Origin of the sequence: Arthrobacter sp. 35W (assembly GCF_000482545.1) — a bacterium.
Lineage (GTDB): Bacteria > Actinomycetota > Actinomycetes > Actinomycetales > Micrococcaceae > Specibacter.
Genome location: NZ_KI519455.1, coordinates 1509159 through 1523508 on the forward strand (window position 1 = coordinate 1509159; position 14350 = coordinate 1523508).

Below are 14350 nucleotides of genomic sequence, written 5' to 3' on the forward strand. Positions count from 1 at the left end.
GCCCCCATCGTCTAGCGGCCTAGGACACCGCCCTTTCACGGCGGCGGCACGGGTTCGAATCCCGTTGGGGGTACGCATGAGCCAAAAGCTCAAGCAATCATTCGAGTAAAACCGAGTGGTAAAAACAGTCCGAAAAGACTGGTACGATATAACTCGTGAAAATCACGGAAACGTGAATGGAACGAATTATGGAAATACACAGCAAGGCCCTGTAGCGCAGTTGGTTAGCGCGCCGCCCTGTCACGGCGGAGGTCGCGGGTTCGAGTCCCGTCAGGGTCGCTTTGATCTCTTGGAGAAATCCGGGTGGTCATGGTGACCAGTTCACCAGGCTCTGTAGCTCAGTTGGTAGAGCGTTCGACTGAAAATCGAAAGGTCACCGGATCGACGCCGGTCGGAGCCACCAGCTAAAAGATCCCTTCATTCTTTGCGAATGAGGGGATCTTTTCGCTTAACACCACATTCTCCGGGGCTGGGCACGCACCCGCCCCCGGCGTAGCGTGTGAGATGGCCATGCCCGGGGTGTGGCGTAGAAACCTAGGGGCGGTCATGAGATCTTCAACACACAAGCGAGTGGTGGCGCTGGGCGTTGCCGCGGTCCTGGCCCTGAGCGGCTGTTCGCTGCTCCCCGGATCGCCGCCGGGCTCCAAGGCCACCGGCACGGGCACCAGCCAAAGCGCAGCCGCCGGTTCAACGAGTGGATCGACGGCCGGTTCGACGCCGGCCGACCCCACCGCCTGCCTGTCCGTGGCCGGCGTGCTGGCCGGTGTCTCCTTCCTTCCGCTCAGTGCGGCCCTGGGCGCCGTCGGGCCCGAAGATGTGGAAAAGGCCAAGGCCAGCATCAACGAGGCCATGGGCCAGGTCCCTGAGGAGTTGAAGCCCGATTTCGCCAAGCTCTCCGCTGTGGTGGAGTCGATGGGCACCGATCTGGCCAAGTTCGACAGTGCCGCCTATGAGGAGGCCGTGAAACCGATCACCACCTGGCTTGAGGTCAACTGCGGCGGCTAGCAACACCCCAACAGTCCCGGCCCGCCGCGTTGCCCGCCACGGTGTCCCTGCATAGGGTTACGGTAGGGACAACAGAAAGGGCGTGCCAGATGCTCGGGCCAGACCAGTCGCAGGAAGCCACGGGACGCACCGTCATAGCGGAGGCCGCCGTGGCCAAGGTGGCAGCCATGGCCGCCCGAAGCGTGGACGGGGTCCATGCGCTGGGCACCGGTGCCGCACGGTCCATCGGAGCCATCCGCGATGTTGTCGGTGCCAGCGACCTCGCCCAGGGTGTCCGCGTCGAGGTGGGCGAGACCCAGGTGGCGGTGGACATCAACATGGTGGCCCAGTACGGCAAGCCGCTGCAGCAATTGGCCAACGCCGTCCGCGCCGCCGTCTACGCCGCCGTCCAGGATCTGGTGGGGCTGGACGTCATCGAGGTCAACATCGAGATCAACGATGTCCACGTTGGCCCCGTCGACGCCGAGAAGCAGGCCCCGAGGCCCCGGCTGAGTGAACGTTTGGGTGTGTCACGCCCCGCACCCGCCGGCCAGACGACGTCCGCCGCTGCGGAAACGGCTGCAGAGGCCGCCACGGCGGACGTGCTTTCCATCCACAAGGGGGACCAGCCATGAACCTGACACTTGCCGGCATCGCCATCGGTGCCTTTCTGGCCTTCATGGCCTTCAGTTTCGGCTTCTGGGGGTTCCTGATCGCCGCCATCTTCATGGGTGCCGGGGCGCTCGTGGGGCGCGCCGCCAGCGGAAAGATGCAGTGGCGCAGCGTCCTTGACGCCATCACCGGCCGGCGTTCGTCGTCGTGACAGCAGCCCCCGACGTCGCCGGTTCATCGGTTCTGGAACTGGCCGGCCACAACCGCATCAGCACCCAGGCCCTGACCTCCGTGGCGCAGGCCGCCGCGGCCCAGACGCTGGGTGTGTCGGCATCCGATGTCCGTGCCAGCTGGGCCGACGACGCCGGGCTCCTGGCGCTCTCGCTCGCCCTGCCCATCGGCATTCCACCGCTGGGCGAGGTTGCCCGTGATCCGCGGCGCGTGGAGCGCACCGGCGGCAGCGTGCTGGACCGCGCCGTGGCAGCCAAGGCCACCATCCTCGCCCTGGTCCAGGAGCTCACCGGCTCGCGCCTGAGCCGGGTGGACATCCGCATCACAGGCATCCGCACCACGAGGGGAGGCCGCGTCCTGTGACAGCGTCGATGGAGCGCATCCTGCGCCGTGAAATGCATTCCTCCCGGGCGCCGCTGGCCGGCTTGGCGGCCACGGTGGTGGCCCTGTTGGCCATCTACATCCTGCTTGAGGCCGTGCTGCGGGCCGTGGGCCAGCCGCCGTGGCTCGTGGATCCGCTCGCCGCCGCCACGAATCTGGCCAGCCTGCCGGCGGGGGTTTCGCCGCTGCTGCTGGGCCTCATCGGCGCCGTCGTGATGCTGGTGGGTCTTGTCTTTGTCCTGAACGCCATACTGCCCGGCCGCCGCGCCCGCCACGCCATTGCCAACCCGCGCGCCGCCGTCGTGGTCGATGACGAGGTGGTGGCCTCGGCCCTGGCCCGGCGCGCCCGGCTGGCCGCCGGCGTCACGCGGGAGCAGGTGATGGTGGTGGTCTCGAGGAACCTCGTGCAGGTGAACGTCCGCCCGACCTCGGGCATCCCGCTGGATGGGGACACCGTGCGCACCGCCGTCGAAGATGAACTTGATGCGATGGAGCTGCTGCCCCGCCCGGTGGTCCGTGTGGCCCTGGCTCCGATGGGCGTGGTGGGCGTATGAACGGCACACCGCGCGGCGCCAACCGGATTCTGCTGGCCCTTTTCGGCCTGGTCTTCCTGGCCGTGGGCGCCCTGCTGATTGCTGTGGCAGCCTTTCCCGCCGCAGCGCGCTGGTGGCAGGGCTGGGCCAAGCCGGCCGCCGAGTCGCTGGCCGATCTGGCCCACAGCACGGCGCTGCCGGGGCAGGGCGGCAGCTGGCTGTGGATCGCCGTGGCCGTGGCCATGGTGTTGCTGGTCATCGCCATGATCACCTGGGTGGCCAACCAGGGCAAGGGCCGCGCCTCCACCCTGGTCTCCACAGCCGGGGATGCCCAGGACGACGGCGCCGCCGGCCGGGTGGCGATCGGTGCCGCCGTGGCCGAACAGGCGCTGAAGACGGCGCTGGCCGAGCGTTCGGATCTGGTGGGCTCGTGGGTCACCACCTACGAGCTGCGCGGACAGCCCGCCGTCAAGGTGCGGGTGCTGCCGCGCCAGGGCGTGGCCCCGCACACCGTGGCCGCCGACGTTGCAGCCCTCGTGCAGGCGCTGGATGAGGTGCTGGGCTTCCAAACACCGGTGCTGATCAGCATCGGCGCGGGCGCACGGTCGCGGTTCACGAAGGCCGAGCGAGTCCGCTAGTCTGGGCGTGCAACACCCCATCCGGCTTCGGCCGGATTTGGACCTAACCAGATCTAACCCAGGGAGTGTCACATGAGCGAAGTCAACGGCGAGAACCCCATCGAGGCCGTTCAGGACGCCGCCGCCAATGCGGCCGAGAACGTCGAAGGCGCTGCGCAGGACGCCGCCGAGGGAGCCGCCAACACGGCAGAGGATGCCCTCGGCAACGTCAAGGAGTTCCTCGGCGACGCCGGCGAAAACCTCAAAGAGGCAGCCGGCGATGTTACCGAAAACGTCAAGGAATTCTTCTCCGGAGACGTGGCGGAAAACGCCAAGGATCTGGTGGAGGACGTCACCGAAAACGTCAAGGATTTTGCCGAGGACGCCGCCGAGCACGTCAAGGATTTCGCAGGAGATGCGGCCGAGCACGCCAAGGGATTGGGCGCCAAGATCGCCGGATTCTTCAAGGGTGACTCGCACAAGTAGGAGTTTCCAGCCAAGGGGCGCCACCGGATTTTTCCGGTGGCGCCCCTTTTTTGTGCCATGCCACGGAATGGTCACGATTATGTGCAAGCGCTTGCACATTTGTCATTTTCATCGCTACAGTGATCAACATCACTCACCGCGCGGTCCCTGGGCATGATGGCAGGGGCATGCGCCGGCTCGATATTGGTTGGAGAGAAAGAGCATGGGAATGGGAAATTCACGAAAGTTTGCCCCCTTGGCCGCGGCGGCCGTGCTGGCATTGGCGCTGGCATCGTGCAGTTCGGGTTCCGGCGGGGGTGGCGGCGGCGGAGGTGGCGGCGATGCGGCCAGCAACCTGGACGGCCGCGGTCCCATCACGTACGTCCAGGGCAAGGACAACTCCAATGTTGTCCGCCCGCTGCTGGACAAGTGGAACGCCCTGCACCCGGACCAGATCGTCACGTTCAAGGAGCAGTCCGACAACGCGGACCAGCAGCACGATGACCTGGTCCAGCGGTTCCAGGCCAAGGCCACCGACTACGACGTCGTCGATGTCGACGTGGTCTGGACGGCGGAGTTCGCCGCCAAGGGCTGGCTCCAGCCGCTGAAGGACACCATGGCCGTCGACACTTCCAAGATGCTGCCGGCCACGGTGAAGACCGCCACGTACAAGGGCACGCTCTACGCCGCACCGCAGACCTCCGACGGCGGCATCCTCTACTACCGCAAGGATCTGGTCCCCACCCCGCCCAAGACCTGGGACGAGATGATGGGCATGTGCTCCATCGCCAAGGCCAACAACATCGGCTGCTATGCCGGACAGTTTGCCAAGTATGAGGGCCTGACGGTGAACGTGGCCGAGGCCATCAACACCGCCGGCGGCACCATCGTGGGCGAGGACGGCAAGCCCACCCTCGACACGGCCGACGCCAAGACAGGCCTGAACAACCTGGTCAGCGCCTACAAGGACGGCAACATCCCCACCGAAGGCATCACCTTCCAGGAGGAGCAGGGCCGGCAGGCCTTTGAGGACGGCAAGCTGCTGTTCCTGCGCAACTGGCCCTACGTCTACAACCTGGCCAAGGCCGACGGCGCCTCCACGGTGAAGGACACCTTCGGCATCGCGCCGCTGCCCGGCAAGGACGGCCCCGGCGCCTCCTCCCTGGGCGGGCACAACCTGGCAGTGAGCGTCTACTCCAAGAACAAGGCCACGGCCAAGGACTTCCTGGCCTTCATGACCAGCGAGGAAACAGAGAAGTTCTACGCCACCCAGGGCTCGCTGGCCCCTGTCCTCACCTCGCTGTACGACGACCCGGCCCTGGTGGCCCAGCTGCCGTACCTCCCCGTGCTGAAGACCTCCATCGAGAACGCTGTTCCGCGCCCCGTGTCACCGTTCTACCCGGCCGTCACCAAGGCCATCCAGGACAACGCCTACTCCGCCATCAAGGGCGAAAAGAGCGTTGACCAGGCCCTGACCGATATGGCCAGCGCCATCTCCTCGGGCTCCCACTAAGCGCGTGCGGTGGGCGGCCCTCCCGGCCGCCCACCGCCGTCGGGCATTCCCGGTGCCGCCTTGAGGCACCATTGCGGGGCAGCGGCGCACAGCTGCCATCCATACGGTGAAAGGAGAGGCCATGTCCACCCACGCGCAGCCAACGACGGTTCGCGGGACCGCCGGCCCCAACGCAGGACACGAAAACAAAGAAGTAGGCCAGGACCGCAAGGCCAAAACCCAGGGGCGGTGGGCGGCGACACTCATCCTTCCCACCGTGATCGTGCTGGGCATCGTCATCGTCTATCCGGTGGTCAATGCGATCATCATGTCCTTCCAACAGGATGAGGGCCTGGACCCGGTGACCGGCAGTTTTGTGGCCGGCGGCTTCGCCGGGGTGGCCAACTACGTGCACTGGCTGTTCCAACAGTGCCCCGCCCCCGACGGCGGAACCACCGCCTGCTCGCCCGGCAGCCTTGGCGCGCAGTTCTGGTCCGCCATGGGCACCACGTTTTTCTTCACCGTTGTCACGGTGGTCTTGGAAACGGTGCTGGGCTTCTGGATGGCCATCATCATGGCCCGGACCTTCAAGGGCCGCAGCGCCCTGCGGGCCGCGGTGCTGGTTCCGTGGGCCATCCCCACGGCCGTCACGGCCAAGCTGTGGTTCTTCATCTTTGCCTTTGACGGCATCGCCAACAAGCTCTTCGGCACCGCCATCCTCTGGACCGGCTCCGAGGGACCCGCCCGGACGGCGATCATCATTGCCGATGTTTGGAAGACCACCCCGTTCATGGCGCTGCTGATCCTGGCCGGTCTGCAGATGATCCCGGCCGAGGTCTACGAAGCCGCCAAGGTGGACGGCGCCTCCGCCTGGCAGCGCTTCACCCAGATCACGCTGCCGCTGGTGAAGCCGGCGCTGATGGTGGCCATCCTGTTCCGTGTGCTTGACGCCCTGCGCATGTACGACCTTCCGGCCATCATGACCGGAGGAGCCAACGGCACCACCACGCTGTCCATCCTCGTGGTGGACCAGATCAGGCAGGGCTTCAACTCCGCCGCGGCCCTGTCCACCATCACGTTCCTTGTCATCTTCCTCGTGGCGTTCATCTTTGTCCGCTTCCTGGGGGCCAATGCCGTCCAATCCGCCACCGGCCCCGGAAAGGGGAAGGGCAAATGAGCATCTCAACAGCCAAAGCCGCCAGTGCCGCCGCCGCGGCGCCGCATCTGGCCGCCAAGCGTCGTGAACGCTGGGCGAACGGCCGCACCTACATCAGCGCCGCACTGATCTTCATTTGGTGCCTGCTGCCGTTCTATTGGATGATCGTCACGGCGTTTCGGGATGTCGGCTACACCTTCGACCCCACGCCGTTCTTCACCCACGTCACCTGGGACAACTTCACCACGGTGTTCTCCGAGGATCTGGGCAACCACTTTGCCCGGAACCTGCTCAACTCGCTCCTCGTGGCCGGCGTGACCACCATCGTCGCCCTGCTGTTCGGCGTCTTTGCCGCCTACGCCCTGGCCCGGCTGGAGTTCCGCTTCAAGTTCCTGGTGCTGGGGTTTGTCCTTGGGGCTTCGATGTTCCCCGGTGTGGCACTGGTGACCCCGCTGTTCCAGCTGTTCACCAACATTGGCTGGTACGGCACCTACCAGGCGCTGATCATTCCGAACATCTCCTTTGTGCTCCCGCTGACCGTGTACACGCTGACCTCGTTCTTCCGCGAGATGCCGTGGGAGCTTGAGGAATCGGCACGCATCGATGGCTGCACGCAGGGCCAGGCCTTCCGCAAGGTGATCATGCCGCTGGCCGCACCGGCGGTGTTCACCACGGCCATCCTGGCGTTCATCGCGGCCTGGAATGAGTTCCTGATTGCCAGCCAGCTCTCCAACGAATCGACCAAGACCGTCACAGTGGCCATTGCCTACTTCGCCGGGGCGCAGCCGCACCAGGAGCCGTACACCGCCGTCATGGCGGCCGGCACAGTGGTGACCATCCCGCTGGTGATCCTGGTGCTGGTGTTCCAGCGCAAGATCGTCGCCGGCCTGACCGCCGGAGCCGTCAAGTAATGGCCGCCCGGGATCAGACCTCCGCCGGGCAGGAGAACGGTGCCGAGGCCAGTGGGGCCAGGCAGCGCAGTGCCGAGGATTTTGACATAATTATCGGCTTCCTGGGCTTCTGGGGAATAGTCGTATTGGCCACCACCGTCTGGATGGAAGTGACAGGCCAGCCGGCACTCGGCTGGGCCATGGCACTGCTGGCCATCGTCTTGGCCTTCTGGGGCATGCTGCGGCTGCGCAGCAAACTGCCCCGGCGGATCGCCCGGCGCCGGAACTAGCGGCGCTGGGAAGTCCGGCATGGCCTTTCACGCAGGAAGGAGGGGCAGTGGCTGTCAGCATTGACGACGTCGCCGCCCTGGCCCAGGTCTCCACGGCAACCGTCTCCCGGGCCATCCGGGGGCTGCCGCGCGTGAGCCCGGCAACCCGGGCGCGGATTCTGGCCGCCGTCGAGGAGCTGGGCTATGTGGCCTCGCCCTCGGCGAGCGGTCTGGCCACCGGCCGCACCCGGACGGTCGGCGTGCTGGCGCCCTACGCCGACCGCTGGTACTTTGGCCACTCGATCGAGGGCGTGGACAAGGCGCTGCGCGAGAACGGCTACAACCTGCTCCTCTTCAGCCTCGGCGGCTATGCGGGCGGGCGCAAACGCTTCTTCACCGGCAACATGGTGCGCAAGCAGATCGACGCCCTGGTGGTCCTGTGCCTCGGTTTGACCGAGGACGAGTTGGAGCAGTTGCACAAGACGGAGATCCCGCTGATCGCCGTCGGCGGTCCGGTGGCCGGCTGTTCGTCGGTCATGATCGACGACGGCGCCGCCGCGGAGCTGGCCACACGGCACCTGATCGAACTGGGGCACACGAGGATCGCGCATATGCATGGCGCCGTGGAGGACAAGCTCAATTTTGCCGTCCCGGCCCTGCGCACCGAGGCCTTCACCCGGACCATGGCTGCCGCGGGTCTGGCCTGCCCGCCGCAGTGGAATGTGGCGGGAAACTTCACCGTGACGGAGGGCGTCCAAGCGGCGCGGGCGCTCTTTGACGCCCCGGGGCCCAAGCCCACGGCCATCTTCTGCGCCTCGGACGAAATGGCCATGGGGCTGATGTTCGAGGCCCAGCGCCGGGGGATCAGGATTCCGCAGGATCTGTCGGTGGTGGGTATCGACGACCACGAATTCTCCGCCGCGGCCGGACTGACGACCATCCGCCAGGAGCCCACCGAGCACGGATATCTGGCCGCCCGGATGCTGATGGCCGAACTCGCCGGTGCCGCAGGGTCCATCGAGGACATGCTGCAGCCCATTGAGCTGGTGGTGCGCGGTTCCACCGCGCCGCCGCCAGCCTAGCGTTCCAATGGAGCGAAGCGACATTGGGGGCGCGACGGCGTTGGTCAGCTGGCGCGGGCCAGCTGGCGGATCGGGATCCAGCGGGAAGCCAGCCGCCGGTAGGCGGCCGCCGCTCCGGTCAGATCGCCCTCGGCCAGGCATTCCAGGCCCAGCCTGACATCCACCGGGGACTCGTCGGGGTAGACGCGGTTGGCCACCGGACCGTAGTCCAGCTCCACCACGGCATCGCGGGAGTATCCGCCCAGCCAGTCGTGCAGCTGGTCCAGTTCCTCGTACAGATCAAGGTCCGGCGCGTTTTCCTCCAGCATCACCAGCACCGAGGCGGCGCGGTGGGCTGCCAGCGGCAGCGGCACCTGGATGCGGACGGTGAGCACCTGCCCGGCGGCCTCCACCACCTCGGTGCGGTCCCGTTCGGAGACCAGGACAAACCAGCTAAAGGGGATGCCCCAGGTGGAAATGCGCGTCTGCACCGGAGTGGACATGCCCTCGGAGCCATCGGCCCGCCGTCGAGCCGGCGCCCACACCTCCTCCGGCATCAGCATCTGTGCCAGATGGGCTGTGGGGCCGTGCTGGAAATCGGCAGCGGCCTGGTACGAGCGGGCCACCACCTGGTTGGGGGAGTAGAGCGTGGGAAGCTCGGGGTCCATCTGCAGGGTGCGGACCCGCTCCACGGCATGCGTGGGCAGCGGGTTGGCGTTGTCCCGGCTGATCCGGCCGAGCGAATCCGCCAGCTCCTGGGCATCGATGCTCACCCGGTCCTGGCCCAGCACCAGATGTTCCTCGATGTAGCGCTGCTGGGCCGCCGTGTAGCTCTCCAGCGGCTGGTAGATGCGCAGGCTGGAGACATACGGGAGCGAGGCCCCGCCCAAATACAGCCCGTTGCGCATTCCTACCCCAGTTCCACGATCACGGGCGCATGGTCCGAGGCACCCTTGCCTTTGCGTTCCTCACGGTCGATCTCCGCTGCCACCACACGGGATGCCAGTGCGGGGGAGGCCATCACGAAGTCGATCCGCATGCCCTCCTTCTTGGGGAAGCGCAGCTGGGTGTAGTCCCAGTAGGTGTAGACGCCCGGGCCCGGGTGCAGCGGGCGGACGACGTCGGCAAAGCCGGCCTCCTCAAAGGCGTGGAAGGCCGCGCGCTCCGGGGCGCTGACGTGGGTCAGGCCCTCGGAGATGAAGTAGTCGATGTCCCAGACGTCGTCATCCTGCGGGGCGATGTTCCAATCGCCCATCAAGGCGATCTCCGACGCCGGGTTCTCCGCCAGCCAGCCGGTGGCCTGGTCCTTGAGGACATCCAGCCACGCCAGCTTGTAGGGCATGTGGGGATCCTCCAGCGCACGGCCGTTGGGAACGTAGAGGCTCCAGATGCGCACACCGTTGCAGGTGGCGGCAATCGCCCGGGCCTCCTGCTCCGGGGTCTTGCCCGGCTTGGCGAACTCGGGCTGCCCCGCAAAGGTGCGCTCGACGTCGTCGAGCCCCACCCGGGAGGCGATGGCCACACCGTTCCACTGGCTGAATCCGAAGTGGGCCACCTCGTAGCCGTTGTTTTCGAACAGCTCCCAGGGGAAGTTCTCGTCCTTGCACTTGGTTTCCTGGATGGCCAGCACATCCACATCGGAGCGGCGCAGCCACTCCTCCACACGGTCGGCACGGGCGCGGAGGGAATTGACGTTCCAGGTTGCAATCTTCACAGACCCCACGTTACCAACCACCCCCGCCCAACTGGGTGACAGCTATCGCACAAAAACCCGTCCCAGATGTGACACAAGTGTCACTCAGTTGGGCGCCACCAGGAATCCAGCAGGGTGACAGGCACCGTGCGCTTGTGCCGGGTCATCAGGTACCGGCGTTCGATGGCCTCGGCGGCGGCGTCCGGGACACCCCGGCCCTCGAGGTAGTCATCGATGGTGTCGTAGGAGATGCCGAGCTCGTCCTCGTCCGTGCGGCCGGGCCTGCCGTCGAGCAGATCGGCCGTGGGGACCTTGTTCCAGATGCGCTCGTCGGCCCCGAGTTCGCGCAGCAGCGCCCGGTTCTGCCGCTTGTTCAGCGTGAACAGCGGCAGCACATCGGCGCCGCCGTCGCCGAACTTGGTGAAGAACCCGGTGACGGATTCTGCGGCGTGGTCAGTGCCGATGACCAGCAGATTCCGCTGCCCGGCTAGGGCGTACTGGGCAATCATGCGCGAGCGGGCCTTGATGTTGCCCTTGTTGAAATCGGTGATGACCTCACCGGTGGTGGCGGTGTATTCATCCTGGAAGCCGTCCACGGCCGGGGAGATGTTGTAGGTCCAGGAGGTCTTGGGGGCGATGAAATCCAGGGCTGCCTGCGCGTCATCTTCGTCATGTTGGACGCCGTAGGGCAGCCGCACGGCCACGAAATCGGCCTCGGTGCCCTCCGCCGCCAGCTCCTCGACGGCGAGCTGGGCCAGCCTGCCGGCGAGCGAGGAATCCAATCCGCCGCTGATGCCGAGCACAAATCCCTTGGTGTGGGTGGCCTTGAGGTAGTCCTTGAGGAAGCCCACCCGGCGCGCAATCTCCGCCGCGGGGTCGATGCTGGGCTGCACACCGAGTTCGTCAATAATCCGTGCCTGGAGTTCTCGCATGGGCACAAGCCTAATGGCCACGGGGACGTAGACGAGCGCAGTGAGACCGGGGATGACGCTGGGCGCCCGCGGCCCGGGCCGCCCGCCGTGGCGCCGCCTTATAGAATTGGAGCCATGACTGCGACTCTTGACACCGCCGCCGCGCGCGCCCGCCTGCTCGAACTCATCAAGGAGCTGGCCGTGGTCCGCGGCAAGGTGATCCTCTCCTCCGGCAAGGAAGCCGACTACTACATCGACCTCCGCCGCATTTCGCTGCACCACGAGGCCTCGCGCCTGACCGGCCAGGTCATGCTGGCCATGCTGGACGACGCCGGCATCGAGTTTGAGACCGCCGGCGGCCTGACCATGGGCGCCGACCCCGTCGGAACCGCCCTGATGCACGCCGCGGGCGACGCCGGGCGCGCCATCGACGCCTTCGTGGTCCGCAAGGCGCAGAAGTCCTACGGCATGGGCCGCCAGGTTGAGGGCCCCGGCGTGGACGGCCGCGACGTCGTCGTTCTCGAGGACACCTCCACCACCGGCGGCAGCGCCCTGACCGCTGTCGAAGGCGTGCGGAAGGCCGGCGGCAACGTCAAGGCCGTGGCAGTGATTGTGGACCGCAACACCGGTGCCAAGGAGCGCGTTGAGGCCGAGGCCGGCGTGCCGTACCTGTTCGCGTTTGGCAAGGACGAGCTCGGCCTGGACTAAGCGCTGTGGCGAAACTCTACTTCCGCTACGGAGCCATGAACTCCGGCAAGTCCACGGGCCTGCTGCAGGTGGCGTACAACTACGAGGAGCGCGGCCAGCGCGTGCTGCTGGCCAAACCGGGCATCGACACCAAGGGCGAGCGCTCCATCGTTTCGCGCCTGGGCGTCAGCCGGGATGTGGATTTCCTCATCCCGCCCGGCGCCTCGGCGCGGGAGCTCTTTGCCGCCCAGGCCGCCGGGGACGACCCGGACGCCCTGCTGCAGCATGTGGACTCCCCGCCGGTGGCCTGCCTGCTCATCGATGAGGCCCAGTTCCTGGACCCGGAGCAGGTGGATGATCTGTTCAAGATTGCCGTGCTCGACGGCGTTCCGGTGCTGGCCTATGGCATCCGCACCGACTTCCGCACCGTGGCCTTCCCCGGCTCCGCGCGGTTGATGGACATTGCGCACACGCTGGAGGAGCTGAAGACCATCTGCCGCTGCGGGCGCAAGGCCATCTTCAACACCCGCCGGACGGGTGATGGCATAGTGTTCGACGGCGCCCAGGTGGCCATCGACGGCACTGACGTTTGGTACGAGTCCCTCTGCGGAACCTGCTTCCTGGAAGCCACGGGCGGATCCCTGCGGCCCTAGCCTCTGGCACGCGGCAGGTCCGGCCCGGGTCAGGACTTCTTGGCCCGGCCCCGGGCCGTCCGGCTGCGGCCTGTGGAGCGGGGCCTCAGCTCCAGGACCAGCAGATAGACGGCAAAACCTGCGACTAGTACGGCGCATACGGCCACGATGATCGTGTGCGAGCGGCCGTAGGGCTCGCCTGGGTACTGGGCGAGCCGGGCAGCCTCGGGCATTTCGGCAACGTAGACCACCTCGACCCTCTGCCCCTGGGCATAGCCGCGGTTTGAACCCTCGGTGAAGACCCTGGTGGTGACGGTGCTGCCCTCAACCGTTTCGAAGCGGACCCGCAACACCCTGCTGCTGCTTTTGCTGCTGTGGCCGAGCTCGGTGACTGTGGCCGGCACCCGGTGGAAGGTGTTGCCGGAGTTTTCGAAGGCTGCCGATCTGGTCTCATCGGCGATGCCCTTGATGGCGCCGGCGGTTCCGCCTGCCACGGCGAAACAGAACATCACCACGCAGCCCACGATGCCCACCCAATTGCGGGGCTTCTTCTTCGGCATGCTGGGGGATCTCCTGCTGGTGGGGCTGTTGCGGCCCCACCAGCCTAGCGTTCAGGCGGCCCAGGGCCCGGTGCGCCGCATGTGAGATGCCACGCGGACAGCACCGGGCCGCAGCCGGAATCAGCCCTGGTTGAAGCGGACCATATTGCCGGACGGGTCGCGGAATGCGCAGTCGCGCGGGCCCCAGGGCTGGTCGATCGGCTCCTGCATCACCTCGGCACCGGAGGCGCGGAGGGTTTCGAAGGTGGTGTCGAGGTCGTCAGTGCTGAACACCAGCATGGGCATGACACCCTTGGTGAGCAGTTCCTGGATGGCGTCGCCGTCGGCCTGGGAGCGGCCGGCATGCGGAGGGGAGAGCACGATCTCAAGATCGGGCTGGGCGGCGCTGCCGAGGGTCACCCAGCGGTGTCCGTCGGAGCCGACGTCGTTGCGGACTTCCAGCCCCAGGGCGTCGCGGTAGAAGGCCAGGGACTCATCGAGGTCGTTGACCGTGACATGTGCGTACTTCAGTGAAATGTTCATGAAACCAACACTATGGAGCCGGGGTCTGCCGCGCTTCTTCAATCCTGCTCGGTGTTCCCGGCAGGAGCGTTCCGGCCGCGGCCCCAGCGTTCTCAGATGCTGCCGGGGACCTGCGCGAGGGGCGGGTGTGCGTCTTGGCGATGCACGTCGGCATGGCCTTGACGGCGTGGTGTTCGCGCGCACGGTAGGCGCTGGGCGTCATGCCGACAATCTCGGTGAAGCGTGAGCTGAAGGAACCCAGCGAGGTACAGCCAACCTCCATGCAGGCGTCAGTGACGCTCATGCCGGCGCGCAGCAGGGCCATGGCCCGCTCGATCCGCCGGGTCATGAGGTAGTTGTACGGCGTTTCGCTGTAGGCCGCCTTGAACTGGCGGGAGAAATGCGCAGGGGACATCAGGGCGCCGGCGGCCATCGTGGGCACGTCCAGGGGCCGGGCGTATTCCCGGTCGATTAGATCGCGGGCCCGGCGCAGGTGGGCCAGATTGGCCAGTTCCTGCGGTGTCATGGGGCCAGTCTAGATCAGCGTGCCCGGCTGCGCTTTGGGTGGACCCAACTTATCCGCGGCCGTCCACCGGCGGCGCGGTTCCCTCCATTGCGGGCGGCTGCCCGTGGCCGTAGCGTCGGGGCAAGGCCGTCTGCAGCGGCCGGCAAGGA

General features: G+C 66.8%; 19 protein-coding genes, 3 tRNA genes and 1 pseudogene. 17 read left to right on the top strand and 6 right to left on the bottom strand.

Going from position 1 to position 14350, the window contains the following annotated elements:
- The 15 genes and pseudogenes from K254_RS0118930 (at window position 1) to K254_RS0119000 (ending at window position 8712) form a co-directional block, all read left to right on the top strand.
- Window positions 1-73, top strand: a tRNA-Glu gene (locus K254_RS0118930).
- Between the two features lie 132 nt (window positions 74-205).
- Window positions 206-279 (top strand) — tRNA-Asp (locus tag K254_RS0118935).
- A gap of 48 nt (window positions 280-327) precedes the next feature.
- Window positions 328-403: transfer RNA gene (locus tag K254_RS0118940), tRNA-Phe, on the top strand.
- Between the two features lie 143 nt (window positions 404-546).
- Window positions 547-1005 (top strand): hypothetical protein, encoded by a 459-nt coding sequence (locus K254_RS24220; RefSeq protein WP_155848630.1) that lies wholly within the window; start codon window positions 547-549, stop codon window positions 1003-1005.
- A gap of 89 nt (window positions 1006-1094) precedes the next feature.
- A pseudogene (locus tag K254_RS24225) lies at window positions 1095-1460 on the top strand (Asp23/Gls24 family envelope stress response protein); the annotation flags it as partial.
- 155 nt (window positions 1461-1615) lie between these two features.
- Entirely contained in the window at window positions 1616-1807 is a 192-nt protein-coding gene (locus K254_RS0118955) for a membrane protein (protein ID WP_026556672.1), read from the top strand.
- Window positions 1804-2190, top strand: coding sequence for a hypothetical protein (locus tag K254_RS0118960; RefSeq protein WP_026556673.1), 387 nt, complete (start codon window positions 1804-1806; stop codon window positions 2188-2190). Before K254_RS0118955 ends, K254_RS0118960 begins: the two co-directional genes overlap by 4 nt.
- The gene (locus K254_RS0118965; RefSeq protein WP_442853063.1) at window positions 2187-2762 is read left to right on the top strand and encodes a DUF6286 domain-containing protein; all 576 of its coding nucleotides are present in this window, start codon (window positions 2187-2189) and stop codon (window positions 2760-2762) included. Before K254_RS0118960 ends, K254_RS0118965 begins: the two co-directional genes overlap by 4 nt.
- The gene (locus K254_RS0118970) at window positions 2759-3379 is read left to right on the top strand and encodes a hypothetical protein (RefSeq protein ID WP_026556675.1); all 621 of its coding nucleotides are present in this window, start codon (window positions 2759-2761) and stop codon (window positions 3377-3379) included. The genes K254_RS0118965 and K254_RS0118970 overlap by 4 nt, the downstream gene beginning before the upstream one ends.
- Window positions 3380-3451: 72 nt before the next feature.
- Entirely contained in the window at window positions 3452-3844 is a 393-nt protein-coding gene (locus K254_RS25025; RefSeq protein WP_051389401.1) for a hypothetical protein, read from the top strand.
- Window positions 3845-4052: 208 nt separating this feature from the next.
- Entirely contained in the window at window positions 4053-5336 is a 1284-nt protein-coding gene (locus K254_RS0118980) for an ABC transporter substrate-binding protein (protein WP_026556676.1), read from the top strand.
- Window positions 5337-5457: 121 nt separating this feature from the next.
- Window positions 5458-6492 carry a carbohydrate ABC transporter permease gene (locus K254_RS0118985; protein ID WP_026556212.1) on the top strand — a complete coding sequence of 345 codons (1035 nt, stop codon included), beginning with the start codon at window positions 5458-5460 and terminating at the stop codon, window positions 6490-6492.
- Complete coding sequence (locus K254_RS0118990; protein ID WP_026556211.1) at window positions 6489-7382, top strand: carbohydrate ABC transporter permease; 894 nt, start codon at window positions 6489-6491, stop codon at window positions 7380-7382. The genes K254_RS0118985 and K254_RS0118990 overlap by 4 nt, the downstream gene beginning before the upstream one ends.
- Window positions 7382-7651: a hypothetical protein gene (locus K254_RS24235; protein WP_026556677.1), complete on the top strand. Its 270-nt coding sequence runs from the start codon at window positions 7382-7384 to the stop codon at window positions 7649-7651. Before K254_RS0118990 ends, K254_RS24235 begins: the two co-directional genes overlap by 1 nt.
- A gap of 47 nt (window positions 7652-7698) precedes the next feature.
- Window positions 7699-8712: a LacI family DNA-binding transcriptional regulator gene (locus K254_RS0119000; RefSeq protein ID WP_231391912.1), complete on the top strand. Its 1014-nt coding sequence runs from the start codon at window positions 7699-7701 to the stop codon at window positions 8710-8712.
- A gap of 44 nt (window positions 8713-8756) precedes the next feature.
- Here K254_RS0119000 and K254_RS0119005 read toward each other — a convergent pair whose 3' ends face one another.
- The 3 genes from K254_RS0119005 to nadE all read right to left on the bottom strand — a co-directional run bounded on the left by K254_RS0119005 (window position 8757) and on the right by nadE (window position 11316).
- Entirely contained in the window at window positions 8757-9599 is an 843-nt protein-coding gene (locus K254_RS0119005) for a hypothetical protein (RefSeq protein WP_026556679.1), read from the bottom strand.
- Between the two features lie 2 nt (window positions 9600-9601).
- Complete coding sequence (locus tag K254_RS0119010; protein WP_026556680.1) at window positions 9602-10405, bottom strand: exodeoxyribonuclease III; 804 nt, start codon at window positions 10403-10405, stop codon at window positions 9602-9604.
- An 80-nt stretch (window positions 10406-10485) separates the two neighbouring features.
- Window positions 10486-11316: an ammonia-dependent NAD(+) synthetase gene (nadE, locus tag K254_RS0119015; RefSeq protein WP_026556681.1), complete on the bottom strand. Its 831-nt coding sequence runs from the start codon at window positions 11314-11316 to the stop codon at window positions 10486-10488.
- Window positions 11317-11430: 114 nt separating this feature from the next.
- Between nadE and pyrE the strand changes: the two genes are divergently transcribed.
- Both pyrE and K254_RS0119025 read left to right on the top strand, forming a co-directional pair.
- A complete protein-coding gene (gene pyrE / locus K254_RS0119020) occupies window positions 11431-12003 on the top strand; it encodes an orotate phosphoribosyltransferase (protein WP_026556682.1) in 573 nt (190 codons plus the stop codon).
- Window positions 12004-12008: 5 nt separating this feature from the next.
- Window positions 12009-12635, top strand: a complete 627-nt coding sequence (locus K254_RS0119025; protein WP_026556683.1) for a thymidine kinase — start codon at window positions 12009-12011, stop codon at window positions 12633-12635.
- Between the two features lie 29 nt (window positions 12636-12664).
- On the opposite strand, the gene K254_RS0119030 is transcribed toward K254_RS0119025, so the two are convergent.
- The 3 genes from K254_RS0119030 to K254_RS0119040 form a co-directional block, all read right to left on the bottom strand.
- Window positions 12665-13174 carry a DUF3592 domain-containing protein gene (locus tag K254_RS0119030; protein ID WP_026556684.1) on the bottom strand — a complete coding sequence of 170 codons (510 nt, stop codon included), beginning with the start codon at window positions 13172-13174 and terminating at the stop codon, window positions 12665-12667.
- 120 nt (window positions 13175-13294) lie between these two features.
- Entirely contained in the window at window positions 13295-13696 is a 402-nt protein-coding gene (locus tag K254_RS0119035; protein ID WP_026556685.1) for a VOC family protein, read from the bottom strand.
- Between the two features lie 10 nt (window positions 13697-13706).
- Window positions 13707-14201 carry a helix-turn-helix transcriptional regulator gene (locus tag K254_RS0119040; protein ID WP_026556686.1) on the bottom strand — a complete coding sequence of 165 codons (495 nt, stop codon included), beginning with the start codon at window positions 14199-14201 and terminating at the stop codon, window positions 13707-13709.
- Window positions 14202-14350 lie beyond the last annotated feature (149 nt).

What these genes read in the sequence shown, in the direction of transcription:
- K254_RS0118985 (WP_026556212.1), top strand. Translation starts at nt 5,458, where the DNA reads ATGTCCACCCACGCGCAGCCAACGACGGTTCGCGGGACCGCCGGCCCC.
- K254_RS0119005 (WP_026556679.1), bottom strand. Translation starts at nt 9,599, where the DNA reads ATGCGCAACGGGCTGTATTTGGGCGGGGCCTCGCTCCCGTATGTCTCC.
- K254_RS0118980 (WP_026556676.1), top strand. Translation starts at nt 4,053, where the DNA reads ATGGGAAATTCACGAAAGTTTGCCCCCTTGGCCGCGGCGGCCGTGCTG.
- nadE (WP_026556681.1), bottom strand. Translation starts at nt 11,316, where the DNA reads ATGCGAGAACTCCAGGCACGGATTATTGACGAACTCGGTGTGCAGCCC.
- K254_RS0119040 (WP_026556686.1), bottom strand. Translation starts at nt 14,201, where the DNA reads ATGACACCGCAGGAACTGGCCAATCTGGCCCACCTGCGCCGGGCCCGC.
- pyrE (WP_026556682.1), top strand. Translation starts at nt 11,431, where the DNA reads ATGACTGCGACTCTTGACACCGCCGCCGCGCGCGCCCGCCTGCTCGAA.
- K254_RS0119030 (WP_026556684.1), bottom strand. Translation starts at nt 13,174, where the DNA reads ATGCCGAAGAAGAAGCCCCGCAATTGGGTGGGCATCGTGGGCTGCGTG.
- K254_RS24235 (WP_026556677.1), top strand. Translation starts at nt 7,382, where the DNA reads ATGGCCGCCCGGGATCAGACCTCCGCCGGGCAGGAGAACGGTGCCGAG.
- K254_RS0118990 (WP_026556211.1), top strand. Translation starts at nt 6,489, where the DNA reads ATGAGCATCTCAACAGCCAAAGCCGCCAGTGCCGCCGCCGCGGCGCCG.
- K254_RS0118955 (WP_026556672.1), top strand. Translation starts at nt 1,616, where the DNA reads ATGAACCTGACACTTGCCGGCATCGCCATCGGTGCCTTTCTGGCCTTC.
- K254_RS0118970 (WP_026556675.1), top strand. Translation starts at nt 2,759, where the DNA reads ATGAACGGCACACCGCGCGGCGCCAACCGGATTCTGCTGGCCCTTTTC.
- K254_RS25025 (WP_051389401.1), top strand. Translation starts at nt 3,452, where the DNA reads ATGAGCGAAGTCAACGGCGAGAACCCCATCGAGGCCGTTCAGGACGCC.
- K254_RS24220 (WP_155848630.1), top strand. Translation starts at nt 547, where the DNA reads ATGAGATCTTCAACACACAAGCGAGTGGTGGCGCTGGGCGTTGCCGCG.
- K254_RS0119035 (WP_026556685.1), bottom strand. Translation starts at nt 13,696, where the DNA reads ATGAACATTTCACTGAAGTACGCACATGTCACGGTCAACGACCTCGAT.